This window comes from Arboricoccus pini (genome assembly GCF_900187945.1).
Classification (GTDB): Bacteria; Pseudomonadota; Alphaproteobacteria; order Geminicoccales; family Geminicoccaceae; genus Arboricoccus; species Arboricoccus pini.
Genome location: NZ_FYEH01000006.1, coordinates 1 through 13,692, shown reverse-complemented (window position 1 = coordinate 13,692; position 13,692 = coordinate 1). Strand labels below are relative to the sequence as shown.

Annotated in this window: 13 protein-coding genes; 4 read left to right on the top strand and 9 right to left on the bottom strand. The window is 66.2% G+C overall.

Annotated features, from left to right (window positions below; translation table 11 throughout):
• Positions 1 to 5: 5 nt before the first annotated feature.
• Genes CFB17_RS09590 through CFB17_RS09565 form a run of 6 tightly spaced genes read right to left on the bottom strand, consistent with a single transcriptional unit; the run spans position 6 to position 7,094 of the window.
• The gene (locus CFB17_RS09590; protein ID WP_165769526.1) at positions 6 to 1,106 is read right to left on the bottom strand and encodes a glycosyltransferase family 4 protein; all 1,101 of its coding nucleotides are present in this window, start codon (positions 1,104 to 1,106) and stop codon (positions 6 to 8) included.
• Positions 1,090 to 1,494 (bottom strand): YcgN family cysteine cluster protein, encoded by a 405-nt coding sequence (locus CFB17_RS09585; RefSeq protein ID WP_243389838.1) that lies wholly within the window; start codon positions 1,492 to 1,494, stop codon positions 1,090 to 1,092. The genes CFB17_RS09590 and CFB17_RS09585 overlap by 17 nt, the downstream gene beginning before the upstream one ends.
• Positions 1,495 to 1,506: 12 nt before the next feature.
• A complete protein-coding gene (locus tag CFB17_RS09580; protein WP_088561330.1) occupies positions 1,507 to 4,248 on the bottom strand; it encodes a response regulator in 2,742 nt (913 codons plus the stop codon).
• Positions 4,238 to 4,591 carry a response regulator gene (locus CFB17_RS09575; protein WP_088561329.1) on the bottom strand — a complete coding sequence of 118 codons (354 nt, stop codon included), beginning with the start codon at positions 4,589 to 4,591 and terminating at the stop codon, positions 4,238 to 4,240. The genes CFB17_RS09580 and CFB17_RS09575 overlap by 11 nt, the downstream gene beginning before the upstream one ends.
• Complete coding sequence (locus CFB17_RS09570) at positions 4,588 to 6,807, bottom strand: ATP-binding protein (RefSeq protein WP_088561328.1); 2,220 nt, start codon at positions 6,805 to 6,807, stop codon at positions 4,588 to 4,590. The genes CFB17_RS09575 and CFB17_RS09570 overlap by 4 nt, the downstream gene beginning before the upstream one ends.
• Positions 6,804 to 7,094 (bottom strand): heme oxygenase-like domain-containing protein, encoded by a 291-nt coding sequence (locus CFB17_RS09565; RefSeq protein ID WP_088561327.1) that lies wholly within the window; start codon positions 7,092 to 7,094, stop codon positions 6,804 to 6,806. The genes CFB17_RS09570 and CFB17_RS09565 overlap by 4 nt, the downstream gene beginning before the upstream one ends.
• Positions 7,095 to 7,461: 367 nt before the next feature.
• Between CFB17_RS09565 and CFB17_RS09560 the strand changes: the two genes are divergently transcribed.
• Positions 7,462 to 8,748 (top strand): 3-phosphoshikimate 1-carboxyvinyltransferase, encoded by a 1,287-nt coding sequence (locus tag CFB17_RS09560; RefSeq protein WP_088561326.1) that lies wholly within the window; start codon positions 7,462 to 7,464, stop codon positions 8,746 to 8,748.
• A gap of 2 nt (positions 8,749 to 8,750) precedes the next feature.
• Here CFB17_RS09560 and CFB17_RS09555 read toward each other — a convergent pair whose 3' ends face one another.
• Complete coding sequence (locus tag CFB17_RS09555; RefSeq protein ID WP_165769525.1) at positions 8,751 to 9,632, bottom strand: SMP-30/gluconolactonase/LRE family protein; 882 nt, start codon at positions 9,630 to 9,632, stop codon at positions 8,751 to 8,753.
• Between the two features lie 51 nt (positions 9,633 to 9,683).
• Positions 9,684 to 10,448 (bottom strand): FadR/GntR family transcriptional regulator, encoded by a 765-nt coding sequence (locus tag CFB17_RS09550; RefSeq protein ID WP_088561324.1) that lies wholly within the window; start codon positions 10,446 to 10,448, stop codon positions 9,684 to 9,686.
• 211 nt (positions 10,449 to 10,659) lie between these two features.
• Between CFB17_RS09550 and CFB17_RS09545 the strand changes: the two genes are divergently transcribed.
• From CFB17_RS09545 to CFB17_RS09535, 3 genes are all read left to right on the top strand, one after another.
• A complete protein-coding gene (locus CFB17_RS09545) occupies positions 10,660 to 11,025 on the top strand; it encodes a hypothetical protein (RefSeq protein WP_088561323.1) in 366 nt (121 codons plus the stop codon).
• Between the two features lie 188 nt (positions 11,026 to 11,213).
• Positions 11,214 to 12,062: a cell wall hydrolase gene (locus CFB17_RS09540; protein WP_133063882.1), complete on the top strand. Its 849-nt coding sequence runs from the start codon at positions 11,214 to 11,216 to the stop codon at positions 12,060 to 12,062.
• Complete coding sequence (locus CFB17_RS09535) at positions 12,059 to 12,889, top strand: cell wall hydrolase (RefSeq protein ID WP_088561321.1); 831 nt, start codon at positions 12,059 to 12,061, stop codon at positions 12,887 to 12,889. The genes CFB17_RS09540 and CFB17_RS09535 overlap by 4 nt, the downstream gene beginning before the upstream one ends.
• 92 nt (positions 12,890 to 12,981) lie before the next feature.
• On the opposite strand, the gene CFB17_RS19160 is transcribed toward CFB17_RS09535, so the two are convergent.
• The coding region (locus CFB17_RS19160; protein WP_165769523.1) for a hypothetical protein at positions 12,982 to 13,692 on the bottom strand (711 nt) is incomplete at its 5' end.

Here is a 13,692-nt window from a genome sequence, read left to right as displayed (position 1 = left end):
TACGCTCATGGGCGAGGCCGCCGGAAGAGTTCGAAGGCGGCCAGGGTCTGGTCAGCGATCGCCGGCCAGTCGAACGCCTCGAGCGGAGGGAGGTCCGGTGGCTTCGGCTGGCGGAGTGCCGTCTTCAGGAGGTCGGGCGTGAGATCGCCCTCGAAGAGCCGCAGCCAGTCCGGGCCGACGGCCGCCTGCAATTCGGGCAAAGCACCCAGGGCCGGGGCCAGGACGGGCAGTCCGAAGGAGAGGGCCAGCATGACCGAGCCGGAATTCAGGATGCGGGCGAAGGGAAGGACGGCCAGGTCGGCGGCGCGCAGGAAGACCTGGATGCGCTCGACCGGGATGAATTCGAGATGAGCCTGCAGGCCAGGGACATCTTGGGTAAGTTTCGCCACGAGGGCCGCATGCGACGAGCGCCGGTTGGGGCGCCCGGCGATGACGAGCTTGATCTGGCCTCCATCGTCCAGCGCCTTGAAGGCGGCGATCAGATGCTCCAGTCCCTTATAGGGGCGGATCTGGCCGAAGAAGAGGAGGACTTGAGCGTCTTCCGCCAGACCCAGGGCCTGGCGGGCGGCAGCGCGGGAGATGTCGTCGGGCAGGACGTTCTTGAAATGACCATGCGGGACGACGGCAAAGGGCAGGCGGCGCAGGCTCGCATGCTGGGCGCAAAGCAGGTCGTAGCCATTGCCGGTTAGTGCGATCAACCCGTCGAGCCGCCTTAGCACATAGGCGAAGAAGAAGCGCTCCAGGCGAGGAAACAGGAGATCATGTGGTGCGGGATCGTGGCCTGTCCAGACGATGCGCGTCCCCTTCAGCCGCAGGCTCTCGATCACCAGCATGGCACCCGCCATCGAATACAGGCAGCGCCACAGGCTGGCAGTCTCGAGCAGGCTCTCGGGCCAGTGCAGGTGGAAAATGTCGTAGCGGCCAAGGAGCGCGCGCCTAAAGGAATATTCCTCGACCCTGGCGCCGGCCGCGCGAAGGTGGCTGTAGAGGAGATAATTATAGGGCAGCTTGTCGCGATTCTTGAAAGCCGGCCGGGCCAGGATTCGCAGTGTCATCGGGTCTTGATCGACGTGGTCTTTCTGCTCGGCCTCAAGCGTCCCATTCAACCTCATCCTCCGAGACGAGGTCGCCCAGCATCGAGGGCCCATCGGTATGCACCCGCATACGGTCGCCGCAGACCAGATGATGCCACTCGGGCAGATCTTCGCCGAAAGCCACCAGCCGATAGGCGCAGCTATGCGGCAGCCAGTCGAGGCCGATGACGTTCTCCGGGGTCACCTTGACGCAATCCTGCACGCGGCGCTGGCGGTTGGCGTAGTCGCTGCAGCGGTGGGTGCAAAGGTCGAGAAGCCGACAGGCGGCATCGGTCAGCGCGATCTCGCCGGTATCCTCGTCCTCGACACGGATCTGGCAGCAAAGGCCACAGCCATCGCAGAGCTGCTCCCATTCGGCGGCCGTCATGGCCGTCATCGGCTTGTCGCGCCAGAAACTCAACAGATCCGTCCTTCAGGGTGAAATGCGCAGCCGGGCGAGGGCATCAAGCATGGCCGAGCGCGCATAGGGCTTCTGGATGACGTCGAGGCGATTGTCACCCGCAAATCGCTCGCGGATCGAGATGGAATCATGGCCGGTCGCGATGACGATCGGTAGAGCGGAGCCCTGCCGGCTGCGAATATTCCTGGCCACCTCGTCGCCCGTCATGTCGGGCAGGCCAAGGTCGAGGATGACGGCATCGATGCTGCTCTCGCCGCTCTCGACAATCGTCATCGCCTCGCGGCCCGAGCCGGCCTCGAGCGTGGCGAACCCTTCTTCCTGCAGCAATTCGGCGACGAGCGCCCGGATCAGCGCCTCGTCCTCGATGATGAGGATGGTCCGCGACAGGCTGGGTCGGTCCAGCACGCCCCGTATGTGCGCGGCCAGGGCCTGATAGGTGAAGGGCTTGCTGATCAGTTCAACGCCCGGGTCCAGCCTGTCGCCATGGACGATCGCTTGCGTCGCATAGCCGCTTGTGAAGAGGACCTTGAGGCCGGGCCGGAGCCGCCGGGCGGCCTGGGCGAGCTCGCGGCCGTTGAGACCGCCTGGCAGGCCCATGTCGGTGAAGAGAAGCGTGACCTCGACATCGTTTCGCAGGATGGCCAGGGCTGCTTGGCTGTTGGCCGCCACGAGACAACGATAGCCGAGTTCGCCCAGGAGTTCGGTCGAATAATTGCGCACGTCCTCATCATCCTCGACGACCAGGATGGTCTCGCCGTGCCGCCCGGTCGGGGCGGCCGACGGGGCGACCGGCGCCTCGTCGCCATGGCTGCTGCGACAGCTCGGCAGATAGAGCTTGACAGTGGTCCCGCGCCCCAGTCGAGTGTGGATCTTCACGTGGCCACCAGTCTGCTTGACGAAGCCATAGACTTGGCTGAGGCCAAGGCCGGTGCCATGACCGATATCCTTGGTCGTGAAAAAGGGCTCGAAGGCCTGCCCGAGCACGCCTTCGGTCATGCCCGTGCCGGTATCGGTGACCGCGACCACGACGTAGTCGCCAGCGGCCAGTTCGGCACGGGCCGCAGCCTTGACGTCCAGCCGCGTGTTCGCGGTCTCGATGGTGAGCTGGCCGCCATTGCCCATGGCATCCCTGGCATTGACGGCCAGGTTCAAGACCGCGACCTCCAGCTGGTTCGGATCGACATGACTATGCCAGAGCCTGGGACCGAGCAGGGTGTGGATGGCGATATGCTCGCCCAGCGTACGATGGAGGAGGTCCGACATCCCCTCAATCAGTCGGTTGACATCGACCGGCTTGGGATTGAGCGGCTGGCGGCGCGCGAAGGCGAGGAGGCGCTGGGTGAGTGTTGCCGCCCGCTCGGCGCCGTGGACGGCATTGGCGGCGGCGTTGCGGATGCGGCTGCCCTCGGGATCGGGCAGATCGGCGCCAAACCGCTGAACCGTTTCGAGATTGCCGGCGATGACGGTAAGCAGATTATTGAAATCATGCGCCACGCCGCCGGTCAGCTGGCCGATCGTCTCCATCTTCTGTGCCTGACGGAGCTGCTCCTGTGCCGCCCGCTCCTGCGTGACGTCCCGGCCGACGGCGTGGAGAACGTCCCCGGAAGCTACGACCGACCAGGCAATGGCGCGAAAGCTGCCATCCTTGTGACGCAGACGAATCTCGAACGGACGTGTCGGCTGCCCCTGACCGGCCCGCGTGATCTCGATCCGCGTCCGCTCCCGGTCCTCGGCGTGCACGTGTTCCAGGACCGGCGCGGCCATCAGTTCCTCGACTGACCAGCCAAGCGTCGCGGTCCAGGCGGGATTGAGTTCCAGGGGCGGTCGATCGAACCAGCCGACCAGCATGAGATCGCGCGAAAGCTGCCAGACGCGATCGCGCTCGCGTGTTCGTTCCTCGACGGTGGCTTCCAGCGTCTCGTTGGCGCGCAGAAGAGCGTCGGCCGCGCGCTTTTGCTCGGTCACGTCCTGCATCACGCCGAGAAAGCGGGTGCACTTGCCGTTCTCGAGGAAGCTCTGGCCGCGCGTGTGCAGCCAGCGCTCGCCGCCGTGGCGCGGGACGACACGATATTCTTGGTCGAACTCCATGGGCATGGTTGCCGTGACCACGCTCTCGATGGCCTTGGCGATGCGCGCCCGGTCGGCCGGGTGAATGCTGCCAAGTAAAGCCTGGAAAGCTACGGGCTCCTCGATCGACAGCCCATAAAGGGCACGGCAGCGGCTATCCAGGGTGACCTCGCCGGTCTGCGGATAGACAGCCCACATACCGACCCGGGCTGCCTCGACCGCCAGCCTTACGCTGACTTCGCTGCGCCTTAGGGCACCCTCGACACGCTGGCGATATGCTCGCTCGCGCATCTCGGCGACGGCGCGCTCGACGGCGCGGGGCAGGCGCTGCAGCGTCCGCTTGAGCACATAGTCGGTGGCCCCCTCCCTGAGGGCACCTGTGGCGAAATCCTCGCCGACCACGCCTGAGACGAAGATGAAGGGAATGTCCTTGTAGGTCTGACGGGCCAGATGCAGCGCCGACAGCCCGTCGAAGTCGGGGAGGGAGTAATCAGCCAGGATGACGTCGAAGCGCTGGCTGCCCAGGGCCTCGAGATAGGCGGTCCGCTGGTCGACCCGCTTGAGCCTGAAGGGCAGGCAAAGCGAGCGCAGATGGATCTGGATCAGATCCGTGTCGATGTCGCTGTCCTCGACGAGCAGGATGTTGATCGGCGCGGTTGCCTCGCCGGGGCTTGGCCTAGACGGCATGACGCCCTCGTGGTGGGAGCGTGTTCATGACGCCCTGAAAGAGGCTGAACTCCTCGATCGTCGAGAGGAAGGCGGTCAACTCGACGGGTTCGACGACGAAGGCGCTGAGCTCCAGATCATGGCACCCGATTGCCGGCAGTTTGATGTTCACGAGTATGACGGCCGAATCCCCGCTCTCGCGATCCCGATAAGGTCTCCGGGCCTGATGATCGTTGAGCGCTTCGGCGCCATCACGCAGAACAATAATGGAATTTGCCAGATTGATTTTCCCAGGAGCGGTTAACCTCAGCTCGACATCGTTTAGATGATCCTCGACCAGGACGACGGGGCGCTGTGGTATCATCGCGAGGGCACTTCCTTCTGCTCCTGCCTCGGCAACGCAAATGTGAATGAGGCCCCCTTGTCCAGTTCACCTTCCGCGCGGATCCAGCCGCCATGCCGATCGATGACGCGCTTGGTGATGGCAAGGCCGATGCCGCTGCCTTCGAAATCTTCCACCCGGTGCAGGCGCTGAAAGACGCCGAACAGTTTACCGACATGGCGCATGTCGAAGCCCACGCCGTTGTCGGTGATCCGATAGACCGTCGTCTGGTCTTTCTGGCGGCCCTCCACGCTGATCACGGCCAGATCCCGCTTGCGTGTATATTTGAGGGCATTCTCCATCAGGTTGTGAACCGCCTGACGCACGAGCGGGGTGTCGCCCCAGGCGGGCGGCAGGTCGCCGACCCGCCAGTCGACCTGGCGTCCGGCCGCATCGGGTTCCAGAGCGTGCAACACCTCGTTCAGCAGCTTTTGCATGTCGATCGGGTGGAGCGAGAGGCTGGCGCGGCCGAGCTGGGAGAAACGGAGCAGATCGTCGACGAGCCGACCCGCCGCGAGGGCCGCCGCGCTGATGGTGTCGAGGTAGTGTCGTGATGTCTCGTCGAGTTCTGGCAGCCGTTCGCCCATGAGTTCGGCATAGCTGACGATGTGTCGAAAGGGCGCGCGCAGGTCGTGGCTGATCGAATAGGAAAAGGATTCCAGTTCGTGGTTGCTGCGCTCGAGCTCGCTCGTGAGCGCGGCCCGTTCCTCGGCGCGCTTCAGGACGAAGTCGACAATGGAGGAACGCAGGCTGCCGACCGCCTCGATGTCGACCTGGCTCCAGACCTCCGAGCGCAGGCGGACCAGTTCTGTCCATTGGGCGAATGAGGCGCGGGACGTCAGGCGCTCGCCAGCCGTCCGGGGTTTGGCGGCGGCGCGCGCCCAGCGAACTGTTTGGATCACCTCGGGTCGATACCAGATGAGGTAGCTCGCGTGGAGTTGCGAGATAGGCAGCGCTAGCATACCGGCTGCGGTGTCGGCATGCGGCTCGAACTCGGGCGCGAAGCTGGAAAGCTGCTCGGTCGCCAGGAGGTCTTTCACCCCCCGCTGCTGCAAAAGGATGGCCAGCCGTTGCGTCACGCTCGAAGGCGGCGTGCGGCCGACGGAATAGACGTTCTCCTGGGTGACCAGGGAGGCTCCCTCGGCCCTGGCCAGGCGCAGCCAGATATCGCCGTGGCGCACGAGCCCGGTCTCGAAGCCGCCCTCGCGCGAGATGCCCTTCAGCAACGCGCCTTTGAGCCTCTGGCGGGCCAGGCGATCGCCACGCTGCGCCATGCGTTCGATGGCGCCTATCCGTTGCGCGATCAGCTGGCCGAGTAAGTCGCAGGCGGCGCGCAACGAGGTGCCAAGATGGCGCGGCTCGGTATGGTGGCAGACAAGAAAGCCCCAGAGTTCGCCATCGAGCAGGATGGCGGTCGACATGGAAGCCGCCGTTCCCATGTTGCGCATGTATTCGAGATCGATAGGGGAGACGCTGCGAAGCGTGGTGGCGCCAAGATCGAGCGGCTTGCCATCGAGGGGACTGAGCAAGGGTTCTATCGGGACGGGAATGTGGTCCTTGTCGGATATGAGCCTCAACCTGCTCTTCTTATAGAGAGCGCGTGCCTGAGGAGGGAAATCGCCGGCCGGGAAGCGCAAGCCCATGTAGGAGGGCAGGCGGCCATTGCCGTCTTCGGCGATGACGGTGCCGTTCCAGGCTCTGTCGAATCGGTAGAGGAGGGCGCGATCGAATCCTGTGAGGTGACGCAACTCGCGGGTCGCGATGGCGCCTGCGCCAGGGATATCGGATGCGCTCCCAAGGATGTCGAGAACGTGGCCCATTCTTGAATAGAACGCCTCTGTCGGGTGGCCCTCCTCGGAGGCTTCGATCTCAACGAGAATGCCCTGTGCCGTCCGGTTTGCGGCGACCTGCAGTCGGCGGTGCTGGTGCAGGATCGAGGTGAGGAGGACGGGCTCGTCGGCGGTTCGCCAGGCGCGGAGCCGCTCGACCAGGAGGCTGCCCAGTCCCGGCGAACCGTCGAGCTCCTGGTCGAGGAGATCGTCGCATCCGAGGAATTCGACCTGGTTGCGCGCGCGCTGAACCACACGAAAGGTAGACGGGTCCAGGACAAGAAGTGTGCCGTGGGGCTGAATGGTGCCCGGATTGTAGATCGGTTCGCGGACGCACGCTTCGATATCCAGAGGGGCCTCAGGTGTCATGGGGTGATCCCAAGGGCAGGTCGCAGCCAGGCATGTAAAAGGTCGAAGGTGCGGCCTGCTCCCTGCAAAACCGCAGCTTTTGCTGCGGTGTCGATCAAATCGTCGGGGTCAGCGCAAAAATTCCCCCGGCGACCCGCCTTGCCTGCTCTCGTGAGATAGGCAAGGCGTCCCTTGCGAAGCCCGGCCGCCGTCGCGCGAAGATGCCGATCGATGAGACGGCCGTTTAGCCTCGAGTCTTCGGGCACATAGAGCGAACCGAGGGCGGTGGCGGGGTCGGCTGCGAGCATTGCAGCCTCCCCGCAGGTGGGAAGAGAGCGGATCTCGTCTCGCGTCATGCCCAGGGCTCAAGGCTGCAAACTCGTGCGCGGCCGGCGAACATCATCGGAAGCGTCGCGGCCAAGGCCGGCTCCCGGACCTTGCACGGCGCGTTGCCGTGGCACGCCGCAGACACATCGCGACGGCCGCCTGGGGCGGGGCTTGTGCGTCGCTCTGTTCGGTCAGGGTCAATCGCTTGTGCCGCATGCACCATATCCAGCCTTATATGCCCGCTGCGACGATATCGATACAGCATGCGCGGCCGCCTGTGGGTTTGAAGAAGGCGGCGAGGCAGGCTAGGAGGAGAGCCCCCCTCATCGGTACCCGAGTAGTCCGCCCATGGACCAGTCTTTCGCACTCGCCGATCTCGACACCCGCGCCTTGCTGCTCGTGCCGCCGGCCCGGCCGCTCCGGGGGCGCGTCGTGCTGCCGGGCTCGAAGTCGATCACCAACCGTGCCCTGCTGCTGGCTGGCCTGGCGAAGGGCCGGAGCCACCTCAAGGGAGCGCTCAAGAGCGACGACACGGCGCGCATGGCCGAGGCGCTGGTCGCCATGGGGGTGCGGATCGAGGAGCCGGATGCCACGAGCTTCGTGGTGGCCGGAACGGGCCGGCTCCTGCCGCCGCCAGCGCCTCTTTTTCTGGGAAATGCAGGCACGGCGACGCGCTTTCTCACCGCAGCCGCTTCCCTGGTCGAGGGCGAGGTCGTCGTCGATGGCGACCCGCATATGCGCAAGCGACCGATCGCTCCCCTGATCGAGGCGCTCGCGCGCCTCGGCATCGAGGCCAGCGCGCCGACGGGCTGCCCGCCCGTGACCATCAAGGGCAAAGGCGGCTTTTCCGGCCGGCGGGTGGAGATCGACGCCGGCCTCTCCAGCCAATATGTCTCGGCCCTCCTGATGCTGGCGGCCTTCGGCGAGGCGCCGGTCGAGATTGTGCTCAAGGGCCAGGCCATCGGCGCGCGTGGTTATGTCGATCTGACGCAGGCGGCGATGGCGGCGTTCGGGGCCGAGGTGACGCCGCTCGGTCCGGGCGCCTGGCGCGTGGCGCCCACGCGCTACCATGCGGCCGACCTCATGATCGAGCCCGATGCCTCGGCCGCGACCTATCTCTGGGCAGCGGCCGCCCTTACCGGCGGCGACGTCGATCTGGGTCTGCCGCCCGAGACTTTCACCCAGCCCGACGCCAGGGCCTACGCCCTGATCCGGGCCTTTCCCCGCCTGCCCTCCGTCATCGAGGGCTCGCAGATGCAGGACGCTGTCCCAACCCTGGCGGCCCTGGCCGCCTTCAACGAGGGTCCGGTCCGCTTCACCGGCATCGCCAATCTGCGGGTCAAGGAATGCGACCGCGTCCATGCCATGGCCAGCGAGTTGCAGCGCGTCCGGCCCGGCCTTGCCCGTGAGGAGGGCGACGACCTGATCGTCATGGGCGATCCCGCCCTGGCGGGCAGCAGGCATCCCGCCCGCATCGAGACCTATGCCGACCATCGGATCGCCATGAGCATGGCGCTGGTCGGCCTGCTGGTCGGGGGCATCGCCATCCTCGATCCCACCTGCGTGGGCAAGACGTATCCAGGTTTCTGGCAGGCATTGGCCGATCTGGGCGTCGCCCTCGAAAAGCTCGACTGAGCTCAGCCGGCAAAGCGACGCTGTGGCAACCCCTTGACGCCCAGGCCCGAGATCTTGAATAGCCCGCCCGCCTGCGGCTGGGCCGGATCGGGCTCGGCCGTGGCGATCGTGGTGACGTAGAGCTCGTCCAGCCCTGCCCCGCCGAACATCGGCTTGCTCGGCCGCTCGACGGGCAGCTCGACGATCCGGTCGACCTCGCCCCCTGGCGTCAGCCGCACGACCTGCCAGCCGCCGACACCGGCCATCCAGTAGCAGCCGTCGGCATCGACGGTGGCGCCGTCCGGGCGACCGGCCACCGCGCGTGTGTCGAAGAAGACTCGCTCGTTCGAAGGCGTGCCCGTGTCAAGGTCGTAATCGGCCGCAAAGATCGTGCGCACGTCGCGGTTGGTGTCGGAATAATAGTAGACGCGGCCATCGGGGCTGAATGTCTGGCCGTTGGTCGTGAAGAAGCCTGACTTCCATAAGGTCACGTCGAGGTCCGGATCGAGGCGATAGAACGAGCCGCTGGGTTCCGGCGCGCCCGCGTTCTTCATCGTACCCGCCCAAAACCGACCCTTTGGATCGGTGGTGCCGTCATTGAACCGATTTTGCGGCTTGTCGGCCTCGGGATCCGTGATCTTCGTCTTCGCGCCCGTCTGAGGGTCAAAGAACCAGAAGCCGGACTGTAGGGCCAGGAGGAGACCGCCCTGTTCGCGCAACGCCAGACAGCCCAAAGGCTCGCCGATCTCAAAGCGCCGATTCTGGCCGGACGACGGATCGTAGCGATAGAGCCAGCCATTGGGGATGTCGCACCACCAAAGGGCGGCATCGCGCACGTCCCAGACGGCCCCTTCGCCCGTCTTCGCCTTGATGTCGAGCACACACTCTATTTCGACCTTTGCCATGTGATCCTTCCTGGAAGTCCGGCTCGATGTGCGATCGCTCATCGAGCCGGGTCACCCGTCGAACATGCGCCGGCGGGCATTGTCGATATGCGATTCCATCAACCGCCGCGCGGCCTTGGCATCTCCCCGCTCGATGGCCGCGAGGACGGCTTCGTGCTCCTGCTGCACGATCGAGGGCCGGTAGCCTGGCTGCCCCAGGCTCAGATTGTGCGAAACCTCCATGCCAGTCTGCACATGCGATTCCAGCATGGCCAGGGCCGCGGCGAAGAAACGATTGCGGGCCGCCTCCGCCACCGCCATGTGAAAGGCGAAATCCGCCGGCGCACCGGCCGTCTGCGCCTCGGTCAGAGGCTGAATGGCGTTGTGCGTCGCCCGGATGCGCGCGAGCGTCCGCACGTCGTGGCGCTCGGCCGCCAGGGCCGCCGCCTGGCCCTCAATGGCGATGCGGAACTCGAACGAGCGCTGGATGTCCGCGACATTGCTCAAGGGCGCGAAGCACGGCAGGGCCTGGCTCGGGCGCCGTCGCACCCAGGATCCCGAGCCCTGGCGCGAACTAATCAGGCCATGGTCGCGCAGCCGCGCCAGAGCCTCGCGCACCACCGGCCGGGAGACGGCAAAGCGCTGCGCCAGCGCGGTCTCGCTGGGCAGGCGCGTGTCGGGCAGGAAGGCCCCGGTCGCGATCTCGTCATAGATCTGCGCGTAGAGCCGGTCGCTCAGCTTCTCGAGTATCGGCCATTCGTGCCGCTCCAGATCATGCGCCATCGCCGGGGGGGCGGCGGTCTCGTCCATCTCCTGCGCGCTTACCCGATCGCTCATTCGTTGGTTCCTGCTGCCGCCCTCATCCCTGCAACCCTAGAGCGGTTTTGTCCGCCCCGAAACATCCGAGCAGCGAGGGGGTCCCGATGCCCAAGGCGGCCTCCGGACTTCTTCCCAGCCGATTATGCGCTATGTTGTCGTCCCCTCGAGCCGACCGCGGCTTGAGGGATCGCCTGACGCAGCCACGAGACATACCGGAGGAGACCCAAAAATGACCCGCTGGCTTCGCCGTATCGCCCCCTTGGGTCTTCTGTTGCTGGCCGCCTGCCACCGAGGCCAGGACAGTGCCGGGCCGCAAATCGTCCATGCCGGCACACCGACCGCCGGTGTTACCGGCCACGCGGTCGATTATCGCTGCGAGGAGGACAAGACCCTGCGGATCACCTTCGTGGGCGATCGCGCCGTCGTCGATACCGGCTATGATCGCTACAGCCTGCGCGCCACCGGACCAGGCGAGGATACCTATCTGCAAGATGGCCACGCCGACTCCGAGATCCACCTGGAGGCCGATGGCAGCAAGGCGCACCTCACGCTCAAAGACGGCGTCGCGTTCAAGAACTGCGTTGCTCAGAGCTAGCCTTGCGTGCCGCCCTCGGCGCCAAGTGGCATAGCAGAGGATGTCCTCGGTCAGCCGGGCGGGCAAAGGCGCTTGCCAAAAAAAAGAAAGAAAGAGATTTTGACGCGCCATTTTTGGCTCAGATTACCCGATCGAGGCGGACTTCCGATGAGGCGAGGCCGAGATCGTCGCTTGGATGGAGGTACGGCTTGAGGGGGCTCGAGAGCGGGAGCAAAAGCGGGACTGGGGGATGGGTCCGAGCGGTGCATGCCTGCTGGACGGCGCTGGCCCTGGTCGCCCTGCAGATCGCGGCACCGCCAGCCCTGGCGGGCGTCACGGCGCGCACAGCCACCTTTGTCGACGGGCCGGCCGCGGAGCGTTCGGATCTCGGCCGACAGGTACGCTGCATGGCGCTGGTCGCCTACGCCGAGGCGGCGATCGACGGCACCAAAGGCATGGACGCCGTCGTGCGCGTCATACGTAATCGGATGAAAAGCGCCTCCTTCCCTTCCGATGCCTGCAAGGTCGTCCTGCAGCCGAACCAGTTCCAGCCCGTGAGCCAGAACGCCAGCCTGCGCGAGGTCCTGGCCGATCCCGAGGCTTATCCCTACTCGGCCGCCTTCGGCAGCATCGATCCTGACCGTATGAGCGCCGCCGTCACGACCGCCAGCGCCGCCCTGGCCGGCGTCAAGGTCAAGGATCCGACCGTCGGCGCCCTCTTCTTCGTCAATCCCTTCTTCATGGACGCCGACAAATGCCCCTGGTTCGCCGGCCTGAAGAAGACGGCCGAGATCGGCGGTCACGTCTTCATGACCGAATATGCCAGCAATGAGAAACACGCCGATCCAGCCATCGATTGCAGCGTCGCCGGTACCGGCAAAATGGCTGCCAACGGCATCGGCCAGCCTCTGCCCCGGAGCGTGGGCATGGTCTTGCGTGACGGCGATGGCCGGTGGATCGGTCGCAGCCGCCAACCCGAGGATCGCCGGCGCGTGACGGTCGTCCTTGGCGGTCGCATCGATACCCGCGTGAGCAACAGCCTGATCGCGGCGCGTTGATCCCTCCCGTTTCGCCCGCCGTCCACATGGCATCGACCCGGCCCGCCGCATCAGCAAGATACCTGAAACTGGCGGCACTGATCCTGCTCGCCTCCCTCCTGATGCCGCATCCAGGCCGGGCAGGCGAACCCAGCCCTAGCACAACGCTGACAGCCGATCAGAAATGCATCGCCATGGTCACATACGCCGAAGCCGGCGGCGAGGGTGAACTCGGCCGACGCGCCGTTATCCAGGTCATCCGCAACCGTATGGACGATCCCCGCTTCGCCAAGAGCGCTTGCGACGTCGTCAGGGCGCCCGGCGAATTTCAGCCCGTCACCATGAGCAAACGCCTTCGCGACGCGCTGGCGAACCCGGCCAAGGCCGACATGGCCTCGGCATTGGCCGATTTCGGCGTCGACCGCACCGCGCTTGACGAAATCGCCCGTCTGGTCGCCCTCGGCCCCAATGGTGTCGCCAGCGCGGGCCCCACATCCCCGGATTCCACCGACGGCGCCCTCTTCTTCGTCAATCCGCACCTGATGGATCCCGCCAAATGCTCATGGTTCGCCAAGCTTAAACGTACCGCCGCCATCGGCGGCCACGTCTTCATGACCAGTTACGCTCCCGGCGAATCCAGCACCGGCCCCGCGCTGGATTGCAGCCAGGTCGCCAAGGACTGGGCCGCCTTCCAGAAGGCCAACCCCATCCGCGCCCGAGGCAAACGCCACCCCATCAACCCCGACTGGCTCGTCCCCATCGATCGTTCCGTCATCGCCGAAGGCGGCACATGCAGTACCGGCACCTACGACCCTGAGACGCGGACGTATCAGAAGGGAGATTGTTAGGGCCTCCGGCGGCCAGGGGGCACCGCCCCCTGGACCCGGGTTGGGGCGGGATTGTCGGTCGCGGGTCAGGATCGAGTCTTACCCGGCCACCATCACGAGGGCGGGCCGGTCCCGTAGCGGCCGATCTTCCTCGCACCCTGCAAGCGTATCGCCGCCTGCATGCTCTCGGCCGGCCGTTCGTGCCAGTACCGCGCCACACCTCGCGCCACCGCCTCAAGGCGCAACGCCGGCAGCGCGCTGGGCCCAAGGCCCGTACCCATCCGCTCGGCCTCGGACGCCAGCTTGTCCGCCAGCCGGTTCAGCTCAGCCCGATTGTCCCGCGCCACCCGGCGCAGATCGGCCAGGGCCAGCGCTTCCGCTTCCTCCTGGTGCTCGGGTATCGCCGCGCAATGGCTCCAGTCGCCCGGCGGCTGGCGCGGCTCGGCCGGCGGTGCGGCCTCGCGACGCTCGGGCCTGGGCTGCGTCTCCCGCGCGGCGGCCTCGGCCCGGGCGACGAAGCGCTCGGCCATGCTCCGGGCCGGATCGCGGCCCCGGTGCTGCTCATGGAGGACGAACATGGCGACCCGCATGTCGCCCGTCTCCAGCCCCATCTCCAGGATGGAGAGCGCCAGGGGCGCCAGCCGGGCGATGCGCTCCTCATAAGGGAGCGATGCCACCGCGCTGTAATGCCGAAGCAGCTCCTGGAACTCCTCGTCCCGCAGCAGCTTCTCGACTTCCATGACGGGGACGCGATTGACGAGCGCCATCTCCTGGGCGGTACGTCCAGCCGCCATGGCCTGGGCCGTGCGCCTGCGGTCGCGCCT

What these genes read in the sequence shown, in the direction of transcription:
- CFB17_RS09555 (WP_165769525.1), bottom strand. Translation starts at nt 9,632, where the DNA reads ATGGCAAAGGTCGAAATAGAGTGTGTGCTCGACATCAAGGCGAAGACG.
- CFB17_RS09545 (WP_088561323.1), top strand. Translation starts at nt 10,660, where the DNA reads ATGACCCGCTGGCTTCGCCGTATCGCCCCCTTGGGTCTTCTGTTGCTG.
- CFB17_RS09560 (WP_088561326.1), top strand. Translation starts at nt 7,462, where the DNA reads ATGGACCAGTCTTTCGCACTCGCCGATCTCGACACCCGCGCCTTGCTG.
- CFB17_RS09565 (WP_088561327.1), bottom strand. Translation starts at nt 7,094, where the DNA reads ATGCTCGCAGCCGACCCCGCCACCGCCCTCGGTTCGCTCTATGTGCCC.
- CFB17_RS09575 (WP_088561329.1), bottom strand. Translation starts at nt 4,591, where the DNA reads ATGATACCACAGCGCCCCGTCGTCCTGGTCGAGGATCATCTAAACGAT.
- CFB17_RS09580 (WP_088561330.1), bottom strand. Translation starts at nt 4,248, where the DNA reads ATGCCGTCTAGGCCAAGCCCCGGCGAGGCAACCGCGCCGATCAACATC.
- CFB17_RS09570 (WP_088561328.1), bottom strand. Translation starts at nt 6,807, where the DNA reads ATGACACCTGAGGCCCCTCTGGATATCGAAGCGTGCGTCCGCGAACCG.
- CFB17_RS09550 (WP_088561324.1), bottom strand. Translation starts at nt 10,448, where the DNA reads ATGAGCGATCGGGTAAGCGCGCAGGAGATGGACGAGACCGCCGCCCCC.